A 22,110-nucleotide genomic window follows, 5' to 3' on the forward strand; every position below is an offset into this window, starting at 1 on the left:
ATTTTCTCCAGAAATCAGTAAAATTTTCGGGCTTTTAATATGACACCGGACTCCGTTCCTCGATGGGGTCCGGTTGTTTTATTCACACAAGAGGATGTTATGGTAACTATTCGTTTAGCACGTCACGGCGCTAAAAAGCGTCCGTTCTACCAGGTTGTTGTCGCTGACAGCCGTAATGCACGCAACGGTCGCTTCATCGAGCGCGTTGGTTTCTTCAACCCAATCGCTAGCGAAAAAGAAGAAGGCACTCGCCTGGATCTGGATCGCATCGCTCACTGGGTTGGCCAGGGCGCAACTATTTCTGATCGCGTTGCTGCGCTGATCAAAGAAGTAAACAAAGCAGCTTAATCTGTCACGGTGGTCATGATGAGCAAACAACTCACCGCGCAAGCACCTGTTGATCCCATCGTTTTGGGAAAAATGGGGTCGTCTTACGGTATTCGTGGGTGGCTCAGAGTGTTTTCTTCCACCGAAGACGCCGAAAGCATTTTTGACTATCAGCCCTGGTTTATCCAGAAGGCGGGTCAGTGGCAGCAAGTCCAGCTGGAAAGCTGGAAGCACCACAATCAGGACATGATCATCAAGCTGAAAGGCGTTGACGATCGTGATGCGGCGAACCTGCTGACGAATTGTGAAATTGTCGTGGATTCATCGCAGTTGCCTCAGCTTGAAGAGGGGGACTACTACTGGAAAGACCTGATGGGCTGCCAGGTAGTAACCACTGAAGGCTACGATCTCGGTAAAGTCGTAGATATGATGGAAACCGGATCTAATGACGTTCTCGTCATTAAGGCAAACCTGAAAGATGCGTTTGGTATCAAGGAACGTCTCGTACCGTTCCTCGATGGGCAGGTTATCAAGAAAGTCGATCTCACTACACGTTCAATCGAAGTAGATTGGGATCCTGGTTTTTAAACCACCGGATAAACGGTAAAAGACGGCGCTATGTGGATTGGCATAATTAGCCTGTTTCCTGAAATGTTCCGCGCAATTACCGATTACGGGGTAACTGGCCGGGCAGTTAAAAATGGCCTGCTGAGCATCCAGAGCTGGAGTCCTCGCGACTTCACGCATGACCGGCACCGTACCGTGGACGATCGTCCTTACGGCGGCGGACCGGGGATGTTAATGATGGTGCAACCCTTGCGGGACGCCATTCATGCAGCAAAAGCCGCGGCGGGCGAAGGCGCAAAGGTGATTTATCTGTCACCACAGGGACGCAAGCTTGATCAAGCGGGCGTCAGCGAACTGGCAACGAATCAAAAATTGATTCTGGTGTGTGGTCGCTACGAAGGTATAGATGAGCGCGTGATCCAAACCGAAATTGACGAAGAATGGTCAATCGGCGATTACGTTCTCAGTGGTGGTGAGTTACCAGCAATGACGCTGATTGACTCCGTTTCCCGGTTTATTCCGGGAGTACTGGGACATGAAGCCTCGGCAACGGAAGATTCCTTTGCTGAAGGATTGCTGGATTGCCCGCACTATACGCGGCCTGAGGTGTTAGAAGGGATGGAAGTTCCGCCAGTGTTACTGTCGGGCAACCATGCCGAGATACGTCGCTGGCGTTTGAAACAGTCGCTGGGCCGTACCTGGCTTAGAAGACCTGAACTTCTGGAAAACCTGGCTCTGACTGAAGAGCAAGCAAGGTTGCTGGCGGAGTTCAAAACGGAACACGCACAACAGCAACATAAACATGATGGGATGGCGTAAGCCCCCGAGATATCAGTTTACCCAGGATAAGAGATTAAATTATGAGCAACATTATTAAGCAACTTGAACAAGAGCAGATGAAGCAGGACGTACCTTCCTTCCGTCCGGGTGATACCGTGGAAGTGAAAGTATGGGTTGTTGAAGGTTCCAAAAAACGTCTGCAGGCATTCGAGGGCGTGGTTATCGCTATTCGTAACCGCGGTCTGCACTCTGCATTCACTGTTCGTAAAATTTCCAACGGCGAAGGCGTTGAGCGTGTCTTCCAGACTCACTCTCCGGTAGTTGACAGCATTTCTGTCAAACGTCGTGGTGCTGTTCGTAAAGCTAAACTGTACTACCTGCGTGAGCGTACTGGTAAGGCTGCTCGTATCAAAGAGCGTCTTAACTAAGATTTCGCTTAAGCGACATCCTGTTAAGAAGGGCTGGCCAATTGGCTGGCCCTTTTTTTGTCTGTTTGCTCGTGTTTTAAGGGGTTGTAATCACCACTGCGACGCGGCGGTTCTCGGCGCGGCCCTGGGCGGTCTTGTTACTGGCTATGGGATATTTTTTTCCTAAACCCTGAGTGGTGAGATTGCTGCGCGGAATTTGTCCACCCATAGCCCATGCATCGGCCACGACATTCGCCCGTTTCAATGATAAGACTTCGTTGTAACTGTCTTCACCATAGTTGTCGGTGTGTCCATCCATACGGGCATGTGTTAGCCCTGTCGAGGCCAATTTGGCTGCCATGGTTTGGATCTGTTGCTGGCTTTCCGGGAGCAATTTGTAGTCATTTTTTGCAAACAGAATGGCATCTGATAAGCCCAGCGACCAGTCGCCGGCGGATTCAGTAAATCCATAAGATTGCATAGCGGCGACTTGCTCAGGAGTAAACTTTCCCTGAGGGGACTGGCAGCCAGTAAGTATTAGCGAGGTGAAAATCAGGGGTGCTAGCAGGTGCTTTATCATATCGATATATCCTTGTTATCTCACCAGCTTTTCGGCACGCTGGTGTTTGGCCTGATACATATTGTGATCGGCAAGCTCTTGTAAATTTTCCGCAGAGGCGTGCTCAATAGTCATCGCGTAACCAATGCTTAATGTCATGGTAGTCTGATGGCCATTATGAAGATCAAACGGGAGATTAAAAATTTGTGTCAGTGCTGAGCATATCTGCTGCACTTCAGATTCCGACTGTACATCATAGAGCACCATAGCGAATTCATCGCCGCCCAGGCGGTATGCTTTATGTCGCAGCCCGCCAAATTCAGCTAACCGTTTTGCTATTTCAATCAAGACTCTATCGCCCGTCGCATGACCCCAGGTATCATTGATATATTTGAAATTATCGCCATCAAGAAATAGTAACGCCGACGTTTTTCGGGCATCGGAATTGTTCATCAACGTGTTGATGCCGCTACGAAACGCTGCGCGGTTAGCCAGCCCGGTTAATGGGTCATGTAGCGCGGTACGTAGAAGCTGCGCATTTTTGGCCTGTAAACGAAGCTGCCACTCTTCCATTTCATCCAGCAGACTGTTGAAGTCGAGAGCGAAGCGGTGAAACTCAGCGATACGTTCTTCCGAAACTCGTCGGGAAAAATTGCGGTTAGAACGCACATCATGTACGACATCGGTGATATTTTTCAGCGCTTCCACCAGGCCATTGTGCAAATGGCGGGTGAGGGTAATTGCGATGCCTGATGCCAGCAGAATACAACCGGTCAGGACAGCGAGCGAAAACCAGATAAAATGGCTGATTGAACTGTCGCGAGCAGTTAAGCGTACTTCGCCAATAGTTTCACCATTGTGGCGAATCGGCTGAATGATGGGGGCAGGGAAGAGCCAGTGGCTTATGAAATTGCTGAAAGTATCGCCTGGTTCCTTATGGGTGTAATGCCAGGATGCCAGAATATTTTGCTGCTTATCACGCACTTCTGCAGTTGAAAATTGGCCTTGCTGGCCCAGCGCTGCCAGTGTTTCAGTTGCTGCAGGGCCATCGGCAAAAACGACAGCTGCTTCCAGACTGTAAGTCATTGTTGCTGCTGTCAGTGCCAGGTTTTTTTGCGCGTACTGTTTCAGGGTCAGCACTGACGTCACGGAAAGCAGCAGCCAGATCAGCATCATAGTGATAAATATGCTGGTCATACTGATGTTGCGTAATGCTCTTTTAAACGTGGGGCGCTTATTAAGAGAATTATCGTTATCCATCATTTTTCTTCCGTGCGAGCATTAAGACATCCGGGTTGACTTTTACACCGCTACGCGATAAGGCATCCAGGTTTACGGCAAATCTGACGTCATTATTGTGGATGATCAGACAAAAGGCGCTACCAATAATGCACTCGGTATTTTGTTCGGCAATTAATAATAACGCCTTTGACGGATATTGTTCGGTTAATTCCATCTGGAATGTCGGTGACTCGTTGCCAAAATAAAAACCATTGCAGCCTGAAATTATCGCCTCTTGTTGAGTATGAATGATGACAGGCAGATAAGGTAAAGATGTGGCAGCATTTTCTTGTAAGGCGGTACTAAAACGTGAAGATGAAAAGATACATAACTTTGGTGGCCCTGATAGCCCAGGCCAGCGGGTGTAACTGACAATACCGGAAACCATCATACGCACGTTTTTCGCAACGTCAGAAGGTTCCTGAGCGAGTATTGGTGCTCCCGTCAGCAGGAGAATCAGCAGTAAGAACAGTCGGTGAGAAAAACGCATTCAGGGATCCTCACCATCTTCGCTCGAAATGCATCGATATTTTTTCAGAATGCTCATTAAAATATCATCCTTTCATGCGGTCGTCATCAATGTGAGAAATAAAACATAATGAGTAAAATCTCATGCTTAATTGATTTGGGGGGTAATTAATTTAATCGTATTGTGCTGGCATTTTCATCAGCCCCTTTTCGCCATACTTCATGCAGTTGGCTGGTATTTTCAACATTATTGCAGCTGGCAGGAAAGCTTTTACCAGAAAGTCCCCGGGCATAAGTAAAATCGGTCTGGCAAGTTTTCTTTTGCCCTTCGGCATATCCTTTAAGGTATAGACCGCGATCCGCCTGTGAATCGCTAAATGCATCGTCATCTTTAATGGCGCTGCCCGATATCGCATCTTCCATACCAACATCATACCAGTCGGTGCTGGTCAAGGTTGGCGCGTGAGTATAAGGATCAATCTGACATCCGCTAACCAGTAAAGCCAACAAGGGGGCGATAAATTTTTTCATCATTTTTTTCTCCTTTTTCAAAGCATAGCGGATTGTTTTTAAAGCTGGTGTAAATTTATTTATACAGAAATAAGGGGAAAAAGCGCGAATAAATTGCTTGTGTAAAGAAATATGTACGAAATATGGATTGAAAACTTTACTTTATGTGTTATCGTTACGTCATCCTCGCTGAGGATCAACTATCGCAAACGAGCATAAACAGGATCGCCATCATGCAGAAAGACGCGCTGAATAACGTACATATTACCGACGAACAGGTTTTAATGACTCCGGAACAACTGAAGGCCGCTTTTCCATTAAGCCTGCAACAAGAAGCCCAGATTGCTGACTCGCGTAAAACCATTTCAGATATTATCGCCGGGCGCGATCCTCGTCTGCTGGTAGTATGTGGTCCTTGTTCCATTCATGATCCGGAAACTGCTCTGGAATATGCTCGTCGATTTAAAGCCCTTGCCGCAGAGGTCAGCGATAGCCTCTATCTGGTAATGCGCGTCTATTTTGAAAAACCCCGTACCACTGTCGGCTGGAAAGGGTTAATTAACGATCCCCATATGGATGGCTCTTTTGATGTAGAAGCCGGGCTGCAGATCGCGCGTAAATTGCTGCTTGAGCTGGTGAATATGGGACTGCCACTGGCGACGGAAGCGTTAGATCCGAATAGCCCGCAATACCTGGGCGATCTGTTTAGCTGGTCAGCAATTGGTGCTCGTACAACGGAATCGCAAACTCACCGTGAAATGGCCTCCGGGCTTTCCATGCCGGTTGGTTTTAAAAACGGCACCGATGGCAGTCTGGCAACGGCAATTAACGCTATGCGTGCCGCCGCCCAGCCGCACCGTTTTGTTGGCATTAACCAGGCAGGGCAGGTTGCGTTGCTACAAACTCAGGGGAATCCGGACGGGCATGTGATCCTGCGCGGTGGTAAAGCGCCAAACTATAGCCCTGCGGATGTTGCGCAATGTGAAAAAGAGATGGAACAGGCGGGACTGCGCCCGTCTCTGATGGTAGATTGCAGCCACGGTAATTCCAATAAAGATTATCGCCGTCAGCCTGCGGTGGCAGAATCCGTGGTTGCTCAAATCAAAGATGGCAATCGCTCAATTATTGGTCTGATGATCGAAAGTAATATCCACGAGGGCAATCAGTCTTCCGAGCAACCGCGCAGTGAAATGAAATACGGTGTATCCGTAACCGATGCCTGCATTAGCTGGGAAATGACCGATGCCTTGCTGCGTGAAATTCATCAGGATCTGAACGGGCAGCTGACGGCTCGCGTGGCTTAAGAGGTTTATTATGGTTGCTGAATTGACCGCATTACGCGATCAAATTGATGAAGTCGATAAAGCGCTGCTGAATTTATTAGCGAAGCGTCTGGAACTGGTTGCTGAAGTGGGCGAGGTGAAAAGCCGCTTTGGACTGCCTATTTATGTTCCGGAGCGCGAGGCATCTATGTTGGCCTCGCGTCGTGCAGAGGCGGAAGCTCTGGGTGTACCGCCAGATCTGATTGAGGATGTTTTGCGTCGGGTGATGCGTGAATCTTACTCCAGTGAAAACGACAAAGGATTTAAAACGCTTTGTCCGTCACTGCGCCCGGTGGTTATCGTCGGTGGTGGCGGTCAGATGGGACGTCTGTTCGAGAAGATGCTGACACTCTCGGGTTATCAGGTGCGGATTCTGGAGCAACATGACTGGGATCGAGCGGCTGATATTGTTTCCGATGCCGGAATGGTGATTGTTAGTGTGCCCATCCACGTTACTGAGCAAGTTATCGGCAAATTACCGCCTTTACCGAAAGATTGTATTCTGGTTGATCTGGCATCGGTGAAAAATGGACCATTACAGGCCATGCTGGCGGCGCACGATGGCCCGGTGCTGGGGTTACACCCGATGTTCGGCCCGGACAGCGGTAGCCTGGCAAAGCAAGTTGTGGTCTGGTGTGATGGACGTAAGCCGGAAGCATACCAATGGTTTCTGGAGCAAATTCAGGTCTGGGGCGCTCGGTTGCATCGTATTAGCGCTGTCGAGCACGATCAGAATATGGCGTTTATTCAGGCTCTGCGCCACTTTGCTACTTTTGCTTATGGGCTGCACCTGGCAGAAGAAAATGTTCAGCTTGAGCAACTACTGGCGCTCTCTTCGCCGATTTACCGCCTTGAGCTGGCGATGGTCGGGCGACTGTTTGCTCAGGATCCGCAGCTTTATGCCGACATTATTATGTCGTCAGAGCGTAATCTGGCGTTAATCAAACGTTACTATAAGCGTTTCGGCGAGGCGATTGAGCTGCTGGAGCAGGGCGATAAGCAGGCGTTTATTGACAGTTTCCGCAAGGTGGAGCACTGGTTCGGCGATTACGCACAGCGTTTTCAGAGTGAAAGCCGCGTGTTATTGCGTCAGGCGAATGACAATCGCCAGTAATAATCCAGTGCCGGATGATTCACATCATCCGGCACTTTTTCATCAGGTTGGATCAACAGGCACTACGTTCTCACTTGGGTAACAGCCCAATACCTTCATCGAACGGGTGATTTCCCCTAACTCTTTCAATGCTTTTTGCATTTCCGCTGATTCAAGATTGGCCTGAATATCCAGATAAAACATCTCTTCCCACGGATTACCGTGAATCGGACGTGATTCCAGACGGGTCATAATCAGACTGTGATTGCGCAGTACCAGCAACGCTTCAACCAGTGCACCAGCTTGTTGTCCGGTCGCCATTAACAACGTCGTTTTCGCCGGAACCTGGTCAGAAACGTTAATGGCTTTACGTGCCAACACCACAAATCGGGTGAAGTTTTGTCGCTGATTCGCTTCAATACGCTCCAGTACCTGCAAACCGTACAAAGTGCCGCCAGCTTCGCTTCCCAACGCAGCAACATGCGGTGATTTTGCCTGTGCAACCTTTTCCATTGCCGCAGACGTACTTTCGGTATATTCAATCTTCCAGTGCGGATAACGATTAAGGAATTTGCTGCATTGCTGGAATGGCTGCGGATGGCTGTAGACCGTATTGATGGCGGATAAATCAGTAGTGCCGGAGACCAACAAACAATGATCGATAGTTAACGTCATCTCGCCAACAATCGACAAACTGGTATGTTGCAGCAGATCGTAAACGTCGTTTATGGCACCGGAGCTGGTATTTTCAATCGGTACGACGGCATAGTCGGCCTGGCCGGTTTCCACCTGATTAAAAATATCGGCAAATTTGGCGCAGCCACTTTCAATGAATTGCTCAAAGTGACGAGCAGCATACTGGCGCGCCGCAAGATGGGAATAAGAACCTTTGGGGCCGAGAAAAGCGATGCGTGCTGAGTGCGGATTAATTTTATTGAGATGTTGCTGGAGCAAAGCCTGCTGAGTTAATACGGAATCTTCAATGATGAGCTGGAACAGGCGAGTAATGTAATGGGCGTCCAGATGGTGCGCTTTACCGAGCGTAATTAATCTTTCCAGCAAATCGCGTTCACGATCAATATCACGTACCGGGCGATGCGAGAGCAGTTTGGCTTTTCCCACCTCGACGGCCAGTTCGCGTCGCTCTGCCAGTAATGCTAATAATTTTTCATCCAGCGCGCTGATTTTCTCTCGCAGCGCCAGTAACGGGTTTTCCGATGTCATAGTGTTGCCTTTTTGTTATCAATAAAAAAGGCCCCCCGATTTGGGAGGCCTTATTGTTCGTCTTCGCATTCTGTTTCACACGACGAAACGCCTCCCATTCAGGGGAAGGTAAAAAAGAATGCGAAGAAAAACGGTGTGTGTTTCATGTTTGTTTCCTTAAGTGACTTTAGTACAGTACCCGTACTGTTTTCACGCTGTCAACAAAAAACGCGCCCGAAGGCGCGTTGGCGATACACTCAATATAAAGGACTACTCTTCTTCAACTTCTTCGACGAAGTTGGCGTCTTTCACCGATGTTGCGGCACGACGTGCTTCGCCTTTGTGCTGCAGTTTATTGAGCTGCCGTTCCAGCTTGTTGATCAATTCGTTAATTGCGGTGTACATATCTTCATGTTTACCACTGGCAACCAGAACGCCGTTAGGTGTATTGATTGTGGCGTCAGCAACAAACCCTTGTGGCTCTTTGGACAGAATGATATGTGGATTAATCAGATGTGTTTGCCATTTTTCCAGTTTGGCGAGACGGTCTGCGACATGTTGGCGGATGGCCGGAGTAATTTCCATTTGTTTGCTGGTAATGTTCATTGTCATAAATTTTACCTCTTGTCTTCCCGTCTTGGTGAATTCAGCATAACGTTCCTGATGTCAAAATGTGTGATGGAAATCTCATAATTTTGTCACTTTTTGTCAACGAATCTTTTTTGTGAGAAATCGCAGGAAGAGGTGTTTTTTTACTTGAGGAATATCTCAAAGCGAGCCATATTTGATGAGATCGATAGTGACTAAATCGCTTCAGTTTCACAACTAACAGAATAAAAAAACGGCAGCTCAAGGCTGCCGTTTTGTGTTTCAGGTTTCTGTTATGTATTGCTGCTGTTTGCGGCGATGATTTTCGCTACTTTTTCAGCTTGCGCATTCATCTGCATCTGACGGTATGCATTTTCCATCAGCGGCAGCGCATCACGCGTAGCCTGGGTATCCGGATAGTCGCGCAACATGCCTTCTACGCGGTTAACGACAGCAACCCATGCACCACGTTCTGTATAATACTCGGCCACGGAGTATTCATATTTCGCCAGACGATCTTTCAGGAATACCAGACGTTTGGTGGCATCGGTGGTGTACTGACTGTTCGGATAGCCGCGCACCAGTTTGGAAAAGTCACTAAACGCAGCTCGTGCATGTTGAGGATCGCGATCGCTACGGTCAACGCCAAAGAACCCTTGCAGCGCACTGTCATCCAGCGCCATATTGGTCAGGCCACGCATGTACATGACATAATCGATATTCGGATGGGTCGGGTTAAGGCGAATAAAACGATCGATGGCAGCCTGTGCTAACGGCAAATCGGCGTTTTTATAGTAGGCGTAGATGAGATCCAGCTGCACCTGCTGCGAATACGGACCAAACGGATAGCGATTATCTAACGCTTCCAGTTGCGTTATTGCCTGTCTCCAGTTACCGTCCTGCAGCTTTTGTTGTGCAGTCGCGTAAATTTCATTTGGCGGATTATCAGGTACTTCTTCCTTTGACCCCGAGCAACCCGCCAAAAACAGGCTTAGTGTGGCGGCTGCCACCAGATATTTCATGCGCGTCATGACGTTTTGACTTTCCTCAAAATGTAATACGGGAGATTCTCTGTTCCTGCTCCCGGTTAAGACCAGCTACAATAGCACACTATATTAAACGGCAAAGCCGTAAAACCCCAACGATAAACGAAGAAGCAGTATATATGGCACAACGAGTACAGCTCACTGCAACGGTGTCCGAAAACCAACTCGGTCAACGCTTAGATCAGGCTTTGGCCGAAATGTTCCCGGATTATTCACGTTCGCGAATAAAAGAATGGATCCTCGACCAGCGCGTGCTGGTTAACGGCAAAGTGTGTGATAAGCCGAAAGAAAAAGTATTGGGTGGCGAGCAGGTGGCCATCAACGCTGAGATTGAAGAAGAAGCGCGTTTTGAACCGCAGGATATCCCGCTGGATATCGTCTATGAAGATGAAGATATCATCGTCATTAATAAACCACGCGACCTGGTGGTACATCCTGGCGCGGGTAACCCGGATGGTACGGTACTGAATGCGTTGCTTCATTACTATCCGCCCATTGCCGATGTACCGCGTGCGGGCATCGTCCATCGTCTGGATAAAGACACCACCGGCCTGATGGTTGTGGCAAAAACCGTTCCGGCTCAGACGCGTTTAGTCGAATCTTTGCAACGGCGTGAAATTACTCGTGAGTATGAAGCGGTGGCAATTGGTCATATGACCGCTGGCGGTACAGTAGATGAACCAATCAGCCGCCACCCGACCAAACGTACTCACATGGCGGTGCATCCGATGGGTAAACCGGCGGTCACACACTATCGCATCATGGAACACTTCCGTGTGCACACGCGTCTGCGGTTGCGTCTGGAAACTGGACGTACGCACCAGATCCGCGTGCATATGGCCCATATCACTCATCCGCTGGTGGGCGATCCGGTTTATGGTGGCCGTCCGCGTCCGCCAAAAGGTGCTTCGGAAGCGTTTATCTCCACGCTGCGTAAGTTTGACCGCCAGGCGCTTCATGCAACCATGCTGCGTCTTTATCACCCGATCTCCGGTATCGAAATGGAATGGCATGCGCCTATTCCACAAGATATGGTGGAGCTGATTGAGGTGATGCGCGCCGATTTCGAAGAGCATAAGGATGAAGTGGACTGGTTATGAGTAAGCTGATTGTCCCGCAGTGGCCGCTGCCAAAAGGTGTTGCGGCCTGTAGCTCTACCCGTATCGGCGGCGTGAGCTTGCCGCCTTACGACTCTCTCAACCTTGGCGCTCATTGTGGTGATAACCCGGATCACGTTGAGGAGAATCGCAAGCGACTTTTTGCTGCGGGCAATTTGCCTTCTAAACCGGTCTGGCTTGAGCAGGTACACGGCAAAGATGTGCTTAAGCTTACTGGTGAACCTTATGCCTCAAAACGAGCAGATGCCTCTTATAGCAATACGCCCGGCACGGTTTGCGCAGTGATGACTGCCGATTGCCTCCCTGTGCTGTTTTGCAATCGAGCGGGAACGGAAGTCGCCGCCGCTCATGCTGGCTGGCGTGGACTGTGCGCAGGCGTGCTGGAAGAGACGGTTTCCTGTTTTGCTGATAATCCGGAAAATATTCTCGCCTGGTTAGGGCCGGCAATTGGTCCACGCGCGTTTGAAGTGGGGGCGGAGGTTCGCGAGGCGTTTATGGCAGTAGACGCCAAAGCGAGTACAGCTTTCATTCAGCATGGTGATAAGTATCTGGCGGATATTTATCAGCTTGCCCGGCAGCGTCTGGCGAGCGTTGGTGTTGAACAAATTTTCGGCGGCGACCGTTGTACATATACGGAAAATGAGACTTTCTTCTCTTATCGTCGCGACAAGACCACCGGTCGTATGGCAAGTTTCATTTGGCTGATATAACCTAAAGAATCAAGACGATCCGGTACGCGTGATTTTCTTTTCACATTAATCTGGTCAATAACCTTGAATAATTGAGGGATGACCTCATTTAATCTCCAGTAGCAACTTTGATCCGTTATGGGAGGAGTTATGCGTCTGGATCGTCTTACTAATAAATTCCAGCTTGCTCTTGCCGATGCCCAATCACTTGCACTCGGGCACGACAACCAATTCATCGAACCACTTCATTTAATGAGCGCCCTGCTGAATCAGGAAGGGGGTTCGGTTAGTCCTTTATTAACATCCGCTGGCATAAATGCTGGCCAGTTGCGCACAGATATAAATCAGGCATTAAATCGTTTACCGCAGGTTGAAGGTACTGGTGGTGATGTCCAGCCATCACAGGATCTGGTGCGCGTTCTTAATCTTTGCGACAAGCTGGCGCAAAAACGTGGTGATAACTTTATCTCGTCAGAACTGTTCGTTCTGGCGGCACTTGAGTCTCGCGGCACGCTGGCCGACATCCTGAAAGCAGCAGGGGCGACCACCGCCAACATTACTCAAGCGATTGAACAAATGCGTGGAGGTGAAAGCGTGAACGATCAAGGTGCTGAAGACCAACGTCAGGCTTTGAAAAAATATACCATCGACCTTACCGAACGAGCCGAACAAGGCAAACTCGATCCGGTGATTGGTCGTGATGAAGAAATTCGCCGTACCATTCAGGTGCTGCAACGTCGTACTAAAAATAACCCGGTATTGATTGGTGAACCCGGCGTCGGTAAAACTGCCATCGTTGAAGGTCTGGCGCAGCGTATTATCAACGGCGAAGTGCCCGAAGGGTTGAAAGGCCGCCGCGTACTGGCGCTGGATATGGGCGCGCTGGTGGCTGGGGCGAAATATCGCGGTGAGTTTGAAGAACGTTTAAAAGGCGTACTTAACGATCTTGCTAAACAGGAAGGCAACGTCATCCTGTTTATCGACGAATTACATACCATGGTCGGCGCGGGTAAAGCCGATGGCGCAATGGACGCCGGAAACATGCTGAAACCTGCACTGGCGCGTGGTGAATTGCACTGCGTAGGTGCCACGACGCTTGACGAATATCGCCAGTACATCGAAAAAGATGCTGCGCTGGAACGTCGTTTCCAGAAAGTGTTTGTTGCCGAGCCTTCTGTTGAAGATACCATTGCTATTCTGCGTGGCCTGAAAGAACGTTACGAGCTGCACCACCATGTGCAAATTACTGACCCGGCAATTGTTGCAGCAGCGACGTTGTCTCATCGCTACATTGCTGACCGTCAGCTGCCGGATAAAGCCATCGACCTGATCGATGAAGCAGCATCCAGCATTCGTATGCAGATTGACTCAAAACCAGAAGAACTCGACCGACTCGATCGTCGTATCATCCAGCTCAAACTGGAACAACAGGCGTTAATGAAAGAGTCTGATGAAGCCAGTAAAAAACGCCTGGATATGCTCAACGAAGAACTGAGCGACAAAGAACGTCAGTACTCCGAGTTAGAAGAAGAGTGGAAAGCAGAGAAAGCCTCGCTTTCTGGTACGCAGACCATTAAAGCGGAACTGGAACAGGCGAAAATCGCTATTGAACAGGCTCGCCGTGTGGGTGACCTGGCGCGGATGTCTGAACTGCAATACGGCAAAATCCCGGAACTGGAAAAGCAACTGGAAGCCGCAACGCAGCTCGAAGGCAAAACTATGCGTCTGTTGCGTAATAAAGTGACCGATGCCGAAATTGCTGAAGTGCTGGCGCGTTGGACGGGAATTCCGGTTTCTCGCATGATGGAAAGCGAGCGCGAAAAACTGCTGCGTATGGAGCAAGAACTGCACCATCGCGTTATTGGTCAGAACGAAGCGGTTGATGCGGTATCTAACGCTATTCGTCGTAGCCGTGCGGGGCTGGCGGATCCAAATCGCCCGATTGGTTCATTCCTGTTCCTCGGCCCAACGGGTGTGGGGAAAACAGAGCTTTGTAAGGCGCTGGCGAACTTTATGTTTGATAGCGACGAGGCGATGGTCCGTATCGATATGTCCGAGTTTATGGAGAAACACTCGGTGTCTCGTCTGGTTGGTGCGCCTCCGGGATATGTTGGTTATGAAGAAGGTGGCTATCTGACCGAAGCGGTGCGTCGTCGCCCGTATTCCGTCATCCTGCTGGATGAAGTGGAAAAAGCGCATCCGGATGTCTTCAACATTCTGTTGCAGGTACTGGATGATGGGCGTCTGACTGACGGGCAGGGGAGAACGGTCGACTTCCGTAATACGGTCGTCATTATGACCTCTAACCTCGGTTCCGATCTGATTCAGGAACGTTTTGGTGAACTGGATTATGCGCACATGAAAGAGCTGGTGCTCGGTGTGGTAAGCCATAACTTCCGTCCGGAATTCATTAACCGTATCGATGAAGTCGTCGTCTTCCATCCGCTGGGTGAACAACACATTGCGTCGATTGCGCAGATTCAGTTGAAACGTCTGTACAAACGTCTGGAAGAACGTGGTTATGAAATCCACATTTCTGACGAGGCGCTGAAACTGCTGAGCGAGAACGGTTACGATCCGGTCTATGGTGCACGTCCTCTGAAACGTGCTATCCAGCAGCAGATCGAAAACCCGCTGGCACAGCAAATACTGTCTGGTGAATTGGTTCCGGGTAAAGTTATTCGCCTGGAAGTTAATGAAGACCGGATCGTCGCCGTCCAGTAATGATAAAACGAGCCTTCGGGGCTCGTTTTTGTCTATAAGTTAGACGGAAAAGACTATATTAAAGATGTTTTGCCTGAAAAATGAGCGAACAATAAAGTTTTTATATTTTTTGCTTGTCAGGCCGGAATAACTCCCTATAATGCGCCACCACTGACACGGAACAACGGCAAACACGCCGCCGGGTCAGCGGGGTTCTCCTGAGAACTTCGGCAGGGAAAGCAAAATAAATGCTTGACTCTGTGGCGGGAAAGCGTATTATGCACACCCCGCGCCGCTGAGAAAAAGCGAAGCGGCACTGCTCTTTAACAATTTATCAGACAATCTGTGTGGGCACTCGAAGATACGGATTCTTGACGTCGCAAGACGAAAAATGAATACCAAGTCTCAGGAGTGAACACGTAATTCATTACGAAGTTTAATTCTTTGAGCATCAAACTTTTAAATTGAAGAGTTTGATCATGGCTCAGATTGAACGCTGGCGGCAGGCCTAACACATGCAAGTCGAACGGTAACAGGAAGCAGCTTGCTGCTTTGCTGACGAGTGGCGGACGGGTGAGTAATGTCTGGGAAACTGCCTGATGGAGGGGGATAACTACTGGAAACGGTAGCTAATACCGCATAACGTCGCAAGACCAAAGAGGGGGACCTTCGGGCCTCTTGCCATCGGATGTGCCCAGATGGGATTAGCTAGTAGGTGGGGTAAAGGCTCACCTAGGCGACGATCCCTAGCTGGTCTGAGAGGATGACCAGCCACACTGGAACTGAGACACGGTCCAGACTCCTACGGGAGGCAGCAGTGGGGAATATTGCACAATGGGCGCAAGCCTGATGCAGCCATGCCGCGTGTATGAAGAAGGCCTTCGGGTTGTAAAGTACTTTCAGCGGGGAGGAAGGGAGTAAAGTTAATACCTTTGCTCATTGACGTTACCCGCAGAAGAAGCACCGGCTAACTCCGTGCCAGCAGCCGCGGTAATACGGAGGGTGCAAGCGTTAATCGGAATTACTGGGCGTAAAGCGCACGCAGGCGGTTTGTTAAGTCAGATGTGAAATCCCCGGGCTCAACCTGGGAACTGCATCTGATACTGGCAAGCTTGAGTCTCGTAGAGGGGGGTAGAATTCCAGGTGTAGCGGTGAAATGCGTAGAGATCTGGAGGAATACCGGTGGCGAAGGCGGCCCCCTGGACGAAGACTGACGCTCAGGTGCGAAAGCGTGGGGAGCAAACAGGATTAGATACCCTGGTAGTCCACGCCGTAAACGATGTCGACTTGGAGGTTGTGCCCTTGAGGCGTGGCTTCCGGAGCTAACGCGTTAAGTCGACCGCCTGGGGAGTACGGCCGCAAGGTTAAAACTCAAATGAATTGACGGGGGCCCGCACAAGCGGTGGAGCATGTGGTTTAATTCGATGCAACGCGAAGAACCTTACCTGGTCTTGACATCCACGGAAGTTTTCAGAGATGAGAATGTGCCTTCGGGAACCGTGAGACAGGTGCTGCATGGCTGTCGTCAGCTCGTGTTGTGAAATGTTGGGTTAAGTCCCGCAACGAGCGCAACCCTTATCCTTTGTTGCCAGCGGTCCGGCCGGGAACTCAAAGGAGACTGCCAGTGATAAACTGGAGGAAGGTGGGGATGACGTCAAGTCATCATGGCCCTTACGACCAGGGCTACACACGTGCTACAATGGCGCATACAAAGAGAAGCGACCTCGCGAGAGCAAGCGGACCTCATAAAGTGCGTCGTAGTCCGGATTGGAGTCTGCAACTCGACTCCATGAAGTCGGAATCGCTAGTAATCGTGGATCAGAATGCCACGGTGAATACGTTCCCGGGCCTTGTACACACCGCCCGTCACACCATGGGAGTGGGTTGCAAAAGAAGTAGGTAGCTTAACCTTCGGGAGGGCGCTTACCACTTTGTGATTCATGACTGGGGTGAAGTCGTAACAAGGTAACCGTAGGGGAACCTGCGGTTGGATCACCTCCTTACCTTAAAGAAGCGTACTTTGCAGTGCTCACACAGATTGTCTGATAGAAAGTGAAAAGCAAGGCGTCTTGCGAAGCAGACTGACACGTCCCCTTCGTCTAGAGGCCCAGGACACCGCCCTTTCACGGCGGTAACAGGGGTTCGAATCCCCTAGGGGACGCCACTTGCTGGTTTGTGAGTGAAAGTCACCTGCCTTAATATCTCAAAACTCATCTTCGGGTGATGTTTGAGATATTTGCTCTTTAAAAATCTGGATCAAGCTGAAAATTGAAACACTGAACAACGAGAGTTGTTCGTGAGTCTCTCAAATTTTCGCAACACGATGATGAATCGCAAGAAACATCTTCGGGTTGTGAGGTTAAGCGACTAAGCGTACACGGTGGATGCCCTGGCAGTCAGAGGCGATGAAGGACGTGCTAATCTGCGATAAGCGTCGGTGAGGTGATATGAACCGTTATAACCGGCGATTTCCGAATGGGGAAACCCAGTGTGTTTCGACACACTATCATTAACTGAATCCATAGGTTAATGAGGCGAACCGGGGGAACTGAAACATCTAAGTACCCCGAGGAAAAGAAATCAACCGAGATTCCCCCAGTAGCGGCGAGCGAACGGGGAGGAGCCCAGAGCCTGAATCAGTGTGTGTGTTAGTGGAAGCGTCTGGAAAGGCGTGCGATACAGGGTGACAGCCCCGTACACAAAAATGCACATATTGTGAGCTCGATGAGTAGGGCGGGACACGTGGTATCCTGTCTGAATATGGGGGGACCATCCTCCAAGGCTAAATACTCCTGACTGACCGATAGTGAACCAGTACCGTGAGGGAAAGGCGAAAAGAACCCCGGCGAGGGGAGTGAAAAAGAACCTGAAACCGTGTACGTACAAGCAGTGGGAGCCTCTTAATGGGGTGACTGCGTACCTTTTGTATAATGGGTCAGCGACTTATATTCTGTAGCAAGGTTAACCGAATAGGGGAGCCGAAGGGAAACCGAGTCTTAACTGGGCGTTAAGTTGCAGGGTATAGACCCGAAACCCGGTGATCTAGCCATGGGCAGGTTGAAGGTTGGGTAACACTAACTGGAGGACCGAACCGACTAATGTTGAAAAATTAGCGGATGACTTGTGGCTGGGGGTGAAAGGCCAATCAAACCGGGAGATAGCTGGTTCTCCCCGAAAGCTATTTAGGTAGCGCCTCGTGAATTCATCTCCGGGGGTAGAGCACTGTTTCGGCAAGGGGGTCATCCCGACTTACCAACCCGATGCAAACTGCGAATACCGGAGAATGTTATCACGGGAGACACACGGCGGGTGCTAACGTCCGTCGTGAAGAGGGAAACAACCCAGACCGCCAGCTAAGGTCCCAAAGTCATGGTTAAGTGGGAAACGATGTGGGAAGGCCCAGACAGCCAGGATGTTGGCTTAGAAGCAGCCATCATTTAAAGAAAGCGTAATAGCTCACTGGTCGAGTCGGCCTGCGCGGAAGATGTAACGGGGCTAAACCATGCACCGAAGCTGCGGCAGCGACACTATGTGTTGTTGGGTAGGGGAGCGTTCTGTAAGCCTGTGAAGGTGGCCTGTGAGGGTTGCTGGAGGTATCAGAAGTGCGAATGCTGACATAAGTAACGATAAAGCGGGTGAAAAGCCCGCTCGCCGGAAGACCAAGGGTTCCTGTCCAACGTTAATCGGGGCAGGGTGAGTCGACCCCTAAGGCGAGGCCGAAAGGCGTAGTCGATGGGAAACAGGTTAATATTCCTGTACTTGGTGTTACTGCGAAGGGGGGACGGAGAAGGCTATGTTGGCCGGGCGACGGTTGTCCCGGTTTAAGCGTGTAGGCTGGTTTTCCAGGCAAATCCGGAAAACCAAGGCTGAGGCGTGATGACGAGGCACTACGGTGCTGAAGCGACAAATGCCCTGCTTCCAGGAAAAGCCTCTAAGCATCAGGTAACATCAAATCGTACCCAAAACCGACACAGGTGGTCAGGTAGAGAATACCAAGGCGCTTGAGAGAACTCGGGTGAAGGAACTAGGCAAAATGGTGCCGTAACTTCGGGAGAAGGCACGCTGATATGTAGGTGAAGCGACTTGCTCGTGGAGCTGAAATCAGTCGAAGATACCAGCTGGCTGCAACTGTTTATTAAAAACACAGCACTGTGCAAACACGAAAGTGGACGTATACGGTGTGACGCCTGCCCGGTGCCGGAAGGTTAATTGATGGGGTTAGCGGTAACGCGAAGCTCTTGATCGAAGCCCCGGTAAACGGCGGCCGTAACTATAACGGTCCTAAGGTAGCGAAATTCCTTGTCGGGTAAGTTCCGACCTGCACGAATGGCGTAATGATGGCCAGGCTGTCTCCACCCGAGACTCAGTGAAATTGAACTCGCTGTGAAGATGCAGTGTACCCGCGGCAAGACGGAAAGACCCCGTGAACCTTTACTATAGCTTGACACTGAACATTGAGCCTTGATGTGTAGGATAGGTGGGAGGCTTTGAAGTGTGGACGCCAGTCTGCATGGAGCCGACCTTGAAATACCACCCTTTAATGTTTGATGTTCTAACGTTGGCCCGTAATCCGGGTTGCGGACAGTGTCTGGTGGGTAGTTTGACTGGGGCGGTCTCCTCCTAAAGAGTAACGGAGGAGCACGAAGGTTGGCTAATCCTGGTCGGACATCAGGAGGTTAGTGCAATGGCATAAGCCAGCTTGACTGCGAGCGTGACGGCGCGAGCAGGTGCGAAAGCAGGTCATAGTGATCCGGTGGTTCTGAATGGAAGGGCCATCGCTCAACGGATAAAAGGTACTCCGGGGATAACAGGCTGATACCGCCCAAGAGTTCATATCGACGGCGGTGTTTGGCACCTCGATGTCGGCTCATCACATCCTGGGGCTGAAGTAGGTCCCAAGGGTATGGCTGTTCGCCATTTAAAGTGGTACGCGAGCTGGGTTTAGAACGTCGTGAGACAGTTCGGTCCCTATCTGCCGTGGGCGCTGGAGAACTGAGGGGGGCTGCTCCTAGTACGAGAGGACCGGAGTGGACGCATCACTGGTGTTCGGGTTGTCATGCCAATGGCACTGCCCGGTAGCTAAATGCGGAAGAGATAAGTGCTGAAAGCATCTAAGCACGAAACTTGCCCCGAGATGAGTTCTCCCTGACTCCTTGAGGGTCCTGAAGGAACGTTGAAGACGACGACGTTGATAGGCCGGGTGTGTAAGCGCAGCGATGCGTTGAGCTAACCGGTACTAATGAACCGTGAGGCTTAACCTTACAACGCCGAAGATGTTTTGGCGGATGAGAGAAGATTTTCAGCCTGATACAGATTAGATTAACCGGCGACAAGCGGGTTAATGAAACAGAATTTGCCTGGCGGCCTTAGCGCGGTGGTCCCACCTGACCCCATGCCGAACTCAGAAGTGAAACGCCGTAGCGCCGATGGTAGTGTGGGGTCTCCCCATGCGAGAGTAGGGAACTGCCAGGCATCAAATTAAGCGAAAGGCCCAGTCGGAAGACTGGGCTTTTTTGCGTTGGTGCGGAATAAATGCCGGATGCGACGCTGGCGCGTCTTATACTCCCACATAAGCCAGATTCAACAGCGAATACGTCTTCCCCAAATTGCCCACTTCCATACTTCCTCCTTACCAGAAATCTATCCTTAAGCTCCTTAATAACCATTTTCCTGCTAACTAAATTCATGGTTAAGGTTGCATAATGATATGCAACAAATGTATAACATTTTTCTTACCAAAAAATAAACAAAAGCGACCGACAAAAGCATTGGATTACGGCAGGAGACATAATGGCATGGCTGAAAGTACTGTAACGGCAGACAGCAAACTGACAAGTAGTGATACTCGTCGCCGCATTTGGGCAATTGTTGGGGCCTCTTCAGGTAATCTGGTCGAGTGGTTCGATTTCTATGTCTACTCGTTCTGTTCACTCTACTTCGCCCACATCTTCTTCCCTTCCGGGAACACGACGACTCAACTACTGCAAACAGCAGGTGTTTTTGCTGCAGGATTTCTGATGCGCCCAATAGGCGGTTGGCTGTTTGGCCGCATAGCCGATAAACATGGTCGCAAAAAATCGATGCTGTTATCGGTGTGTATGATGTGTTTCGGCTCACTGGTTATCGCCTGTTTGCCAGGCTACGAAACAATCGGTACCTGGGCTCCGGCATTATTGCTTCTCGCGCGTTTATTCCAGGGATTATCCGTTGGCGGAGAATATGGCACCAGCGCCACCTATATGAGTGAAGTTGCCGTTGAAGGGCGCAAAGGTTTTTACGCATCATTTCAGTATGTGACGTTGATCGGCGGGCAACTGCTAGCTCTACTGGTTGTCGTGGTTTTACAACACACCATGGAAGACGCTGTACTCAGAGAGTGGGGATGGCGTATTCCTTTCGCGTTAGGGGCTGTGTTAGCTGTTGTGGCGTTGTGGTTACGTCGTCAGTTAGATGAAACTTCACAACAAGAAACACGCGCTTTAAAAGAAGCTGGATCTCTGAAAGGATTATGGCGCAATCGCCGTGCATTCATCATGGTTCTCGGTTTTACCGCTGCGGGCTCCCTTTGTTTCTATACCTTCACCACTTATATGCAGAAGTATCTGGTAAATACTGCGGGAATGCATGCCAACGTGGCGAGTGGCATTATGACTGCCGCATTGTTTGTATTCATGCTTATTCAACCACTTATTGGCGCGCTGTCGGATAAGATTGGTCGCCGTACCTCAATGTTATGTTTCGGTTCTCTGGCAACCATTTTTACCGTTCCTATTCTCTCAGCATTGCAGAACGTTTCCTCGCCTTATGCCGCTTTTGGTCTGGTGATGTGCGCCCTGCTGATAGTGAGTTTTTATACTTCAATCAGTGGAATACTGAAGGCTGAGATGTTCCCGGCACAGGTTCGCGCATTAGGCGTTGGTCTGTCATATGCGGTCGCCAATGCTATATTTGGTGGGTCGGCGGAGTACGTAGCGTTGTCGCTGAAATCAATAGGAATGGAAACAGCCTTCTTCTGGTATGTGACCTTGATGGCCGTGGTGGCGTTTCTGGTTTCACTAACATTGCACCGTAAAGGAAAAGGGATGCGGCTTTAGTGACGGGTCAGTTGCCAGACGGTATAGCCGGTGCTTGCACCGGCGATATCCCAGGCAAAATCCTTCCAGCTCCAGCCGCTCCCCTCAGGGCGGCTATCCCAAAGCTCTTTTGACGCCCCCAGACTGACAGAGAACATCAATCCAAACATGGCACTGCGATCCCGGCTCATCCCCTGATGCTGTGAATATTCATTTCCGGCGGCGGAAAGCATCGCCGAGGCGATAAAGTGTTGAGCTTTATCCTGCCCGCTCCAGCTATCGTTAGCCATATGGCTGCATCCAGAAAGTAACAATAGCGAACAGACAAAAAGAATACGCAAAACGTGGCCTCCAAAAAACAAACCCCGTACAGGAC

General features: G+C 50.1%; 19 protein-coding genes, 1 tRNA gene, 3 rRNA genes and 1 other annotated feature. Of the genes, 14 read left to right on the top strand and 9 right to left on the bottom strand.

The window, feature by feature from the left end; genetic code table 11:
* Positions 1 to 99 precede the first annotated feature (99 nt).
* From rpsP to rplS, 4 genes are read left to right on the top strand one after another with little or no spacing between them, the layout of a single operon-like run.
* The gene (gene rpsP / locus HBM92_RS06150; RefSeq protein ID WP_000256450.1) at positions 100 to 348 is read left to right on the top strand and encodes a 30S ribosomal protein S16; all 249 of its coding nucleotides are present in this window, start codon (positions 100 to 102) and stop codon (positions 346 to 348) included.
* Between the two features lie 18 nt (positions 349 to 366).
* Complete coding sequence (gene rimM, locus HBM92_RS06155) at positions 367 to 915, top strand: ribosome maturation factor RimM (protein WP_000043335.1); 549 nt, start codon at positions 367 to 369, stop codon at positions 913 to 915.
* Between the two features lie 30 nt (positions 916 to 945).
* Positions 946 to 1,713, top strand: coding sequence for a tRNA (guanosine(37)-N1)-methyltransferase TrmD (trmD, locus tag HBM92_RS06160; protein ID WP_000264777.1), 768 nt, complete (start codon positions 946 to 948; stop codon positions 1,711 to 1,713).
* Positions 1,714 to 1,754: 41 nt separating this feature from the next.
* Positions 1,755 to 2,102: a 50S ribosomal protein L19 gene (gene rplS / locus HBM92_RS06165; RefSeq protein ID WP_000065253.1), complete on the top strand. Its 348-nt coding sequence runs from the start codon at positions 1,755 to 1,757 to the stop codon at positions 2,100 to 2,102.
* Between the two features lie 76 nt (positions 2,103 to 2,178).
* On the opposite strand, the gene HBM92_RS06170 is transcribed toward rplS, so the two are convergent.
* From HBM92_RS06170 to HBM92_RS06185, 4 genes are all read right to left on the bottom strand, one after another.
* Entirely contained in the window at positions 2,179 to 2,661 is a 483-nt protein-coding gene (locus HBM92_RS06170) for an OmpA family protein (RefSeq protein WP_000589793.1), read from the bottom strand.
* 15 nt (positions 2,662 to 2,676) lie between these two features.
* Positions 2,677 to 3,903, bottom strand: a complete 1,227-nt coding sequence (dgcN, locus tag HBM92_RS06175) for a diguanylate cyclase DgcN (RefSeq protein WP_000969016.1) — start codon at positions 3,901 to 3,903, stop codon at positions 2,677 to 2,679.
* Positions 3,893 to 4,411: a YfiR family protein gene (locus tag HBM92_RS06180; protein ID WP_001212400.1), complete on the bottom strand. Its 519-nt coding sequence runs from the start codon at positions 4,409 to 4,411 to the stop codon at positions 3,893 to 3,895. The genes dgcN and HBM92_RS06180 overlap by 11 nt, the downstream gene beginning before the upstream one ends.
* A gap of 146 nt (positions 4,412 to 4,557) precedes the next feature.
* The gene (locus HBM92_RS06185) at positions 4,558 to 4,923 is read right to left on the bottom strand and encodes a DUF2799 domain-containing protein (RefSeq protein ID WP_001298694.1); all 366 of its coding nucleotides are present in this window, start codon (positions 4,921 to 4,923) and stop codon (positions 4,558 to 4,560) included.
* A 209-nt stretch (positions 4,924 to 5,132) separates the two neighbouring features.
* Between HBM92_RS06185 and aroF the strand changes: the two genes are divergently transcribed.
* Together aroF and tyrA are read left to right on the top strand one after the other, a co-directional pair.
* The gene (gene aroF / locus HBM92_RS06190; RefSeq protein WP_001168045.1) at positions 5,133 to 6,203 is read left to right on the top strand and encodes a 3-deoxy-7-phosphoheptulonate synthase AroF; all 1,071 of its coding nucleotides are present in this window, start codon (positions 5,133 to 5,135) and stop codon (positions 6,201 to 6,203) included.
* A gap of 10 nt (positions 6,204 to 6,213) precedes the next feature.
* Positions 6,214 to 7,335, top strand: coding sequence for a bifunctional chorismate mutase/prephenate dehydrogenase (gene tyrA / locus HBM92_RS06195; RefSeq protein WP_000225230.1), 1,122 nt, complete (start codon positions 6,214 to 6,216; stop codon positions 7,333 to 7,335).
* 42 nt (positions 7,336 to 7,377) lie between these two features.
* On the opposite strand, the gene pheA is transcribed toward tyrA, so the two are convergent.
* The 4 genes from pheA to bamD all read right to left on the bottom strand — a co-directional run bounded on the left by pheA (position 7,378) and on the right by bamD (position 10,136).
* Positions 7,378 to 8,538 carry a bifunctional chorismate mutase/prephenate dehydratase gene (pheA, locus tag HBM92_RS06200; protein ID WP_000200106.1) on the bottom strand — a complete coding sequence of 387 codons (1,161 nt, stop codon included), beginning with the start codon at positions 8,536 to 8,538 and terminating at the stop codon, positions 7,378 to 7,380.
* Positions 8,539 to 8,559: 21 nt separating this feature from the next.
* Positions 8,560 to 8,685 (bottom strand) — a sequence feature (Phe leader region).
* Positions 8,637 to 8,684, bottom strand: a complete 48-nt coding sequence (pheL, locus tag HBM92_RS06205; RefSeq protein ID WP_001386991.1) for a pheA operon leader peptide PheL — start codon at positions 8,682 to 8,684, stop codon at positions 8,637 to 8,639. (Overlaps the previous feature by 48 nt.)
* Positions 8,686 to 8,787: 102 nt before the next feature.
* A complete protein-coding gene (gene raiA / locus HBM92_RS06210; RefSeq protein ID WP_000178456.1) occupies positions 8,788 to 9,129 on the bottom strand; it encodes a ribosome-associated translation inhibitor RaiA in 342 nt (113 codons plus the stop codon).
* A 269-nt stretch (positions 9,130 to 9,398) separates the two neighbouring features.
* Positions 9,399 to 10,136: an outer membrane protein assembly factor BamD gene (gene bamD / locus HBM92_RS06215; RefSeq protein ID WP_000197686.1), complete on the bottom strand. Its 738-nt coding sequence runs from the start codon at positions 10,134 to 10,136 to the stop codon at positions 9,399 to 9,401.
* 134 nt (positions 10,137 to 10,270) lie between these two features.
* Between bamD and rluD the strand changes: the two genes are divergently transcribed.
* From rluD to kgtP, 8 genes are all read left to right on the top strand, one after another.
* Complete coding sequence (gene rluD / locus HBM92_RS06220; protein WP_000079112.1) at positions 10,271 to 11,251, top strand: 23S rRNA pseudouridine(1911/1915/1917) synthase RluD; 981 nt, start codon at positions 10,271 to 10,273, stop codon at positions 11,249 to 11,251.
* Positions 11,248 to 11,979, top strand: coding sequence for a purine nucleoside phosphorylase YfiH (yfiH, locus tag HBM92_RS06225; RefSeq protein ID WP_000040136.1), 732 nt, complete (start codon positions 11,248 to 11,250; stop codon positions 11,977 to 11,979). Before rluD ends, yfiH begins: the two co-directional genes overlap by 4 nt.
* A 129-nt stretch (positions 11,980 to 12,108) precedes the next feature.
* Positions 12,109 to 14,682 (top strand): ATP-dependent chaperone ClpB, encoded by a 2,574-nt coding sequence (gene clpB, locus HBM92_RS06230; protein WP_001235102.1) that lies wholly within the window; start codon positions 12,109 to 12,111, stop codon positions 14,680 to 14,682.
* Positions 14,683 to 15,122: 440 nt separating this feature from the next.
* Positions 15,123 to 16,664 (top strand): 16S ribosomal RNA (locus HBM92_RS06235).
* An 85-nt stretch (positions 16,665 to 16,749) separates the two neighbouring features.
* Positions 16,750 to 16,825, top strand: a tRNA-Glu gene (locus tag HBM92_RS06240).
* A 193-nt stretch (positions 16,826 to 17,018) separates the two neighbouring features.
* Positions 17,019 to 19,922 (top strand): 23S ribosomal RNA (locus tag HBM92_RS06245).
* A 95-nt stretch (positions 19,923 to 20,017) separates the two neighbouring features.
* Positions 20,018 to 20,133, top strand: a 5S ribosomal RNA gene (gene rrf / locus HBM92_RS06250).
* The 16S, 23S and 5S rRNA genes sit together here with 1 tRNA gene alongside, the layout of an rRNA operon.
* 323 nt (positions 20,134 to 20,456) lie before the next feature.
* Positions 20,457 to 21,755, top strand: coding sequence for an alpha-ketoglutarate permease (gene kgtP, locus HBM92_RS06255; RefSeq protein WP_001443088.1), 1,299 nt, complete (start codon positions 20,457 to 20,459; stop codon positions 21,753 to 21,755).
* Here kgtP and HBM92_RS06260 read toward each other — a convergent pair.
* Positions 21,752 to 22,075, bottom strand: coding sequence for a YfiM family lipoprotein (locus HBM92_RS06260; protein WP_001370843.1), 324 nt, complete (start codon positions 22,073 to 22,075; stop codon positions 21,752 to 21,754). The two genes, kgtP and HBM92_RS06260, sit on opposite strands and share 4 nt — an antisense overlap.
* Positions 22,076 to 22,110: the final 35 nt, after the last annotated feature.

The organism is Escherichia sp. E.sYA108, from assembly GCF_011754335.1.
Classification (GTDB): domain Bacteria; phylum Pseudomonadota; class Gammaproteobacteria; order Enterobacterales; family Enterobacteriaceae; genus Escherichia; species Escherichia coli.

Coding starts and splice junctions, on each gene's coding strand:
- rpsP (WP_000256450.1), top strand. CDS start 100: ATGGTAACTATTCGTTTAGCACGTCACGGCGCTAAAAAGCGTCCGTTC.
- rimM (WP_000043335.1), top strand. CDS start 367: ATGAGCAAACAACTCACCGCGCAAGCACCTGTTGATCCCATCGTTTTG.
- trmD (WP_000264777.1), top strand. CDS start 946: ATGTGGATTGGCATAATTAGCCTGTTTCCTGAAATGTTCCGCGCAATT.
- rplS (WP_000065253.1), top strand. CDS start 1,755: ATGAGCAACATTATTAAGCAACTTGAACAAGAGCAGATGAAGCAGGAC.
- HBM92_RS06170 (WP_000589793.1), bottom strand. CDS start 2,661: ATGATAAAGCACCTGCTAGCACCCCTGATTTTCACCTCGCTAATACTT.
- dgcN (WP_000969016.1), bottom strand. CDS start 3,903: ATGATGGATAACGATAATTCTCTTAATAAGCGCCCCACGTTTAAAAGA.
- HBM92_RS06180 (WP_001212400.1), bottom strand. CDS start 4,411: ATGCGTTTTTCTCACCGACTGTTCTTACTGCTGATTCTCCTGCTGACG.
- HBM92_RS06185 (WP_001298694.1), bottom strand. CDS start 4,923: ATGATGAAAAAATTTATCGCCCCCTTGTTGGCTTTACTGGTTAGCGGA.
- aroF (WP_001168045.1), top strand. CDS start 5,133: ATGCAGAAAGACGCGCTGAATAACGTACATATTACCGACGAACAGGTT.
- tyrA (WP_000225230.1), top strand. CDS start 6,214: ATGGTTGCTGAATTGACCGCATTACGCGATCAAATTGATGAAGTCGAT.
- pheA (WP_000200106.1), bottom strand. CDS start 8,538: ATGACATCGGAAAACCCGTTACTGGCGCTGCGAGAGAAAATCAGCGCG.
- raiA (WP_000178456.1), bottom strand. CDS start 9,129: ATGACAATGAACATTACCAGCAAACAAATGGAAATTACTCCGGCCATC.
- bamD (WP_000197686.1), bottom strand. CDS start 10,136: ATGACGCGCATGAAATATCTGGTGGCAGCCGCCACACTAAGCCTGTTT.
- rluD (WP_000079112.1), top strand. CDS start 10,271: ATGGCACAACGAGTACAGCTCACTGCAACGGTGTCCGAAAACCAACTC.
- yfiH (WP_000040136.1), top strand. CDS start 11,248: ATGAGTAAGCTGATTGTCCCGCAGTGGCCGCTGCCAAAAGGTGTTGCG.
- clpB (WP_001235102.1), top strand. CDS start 12,109: ATGCGTCTGGATCGTCTTACTAATAAATTCCAGCTTGCTCTTGCCGAT.
- kgtP (WP_001443088.1), top strand. CDS start 20,457: ATGGCTGAAAGTACTGTAACGGCAGACAGCAAACTGACAAGTAGTGAT.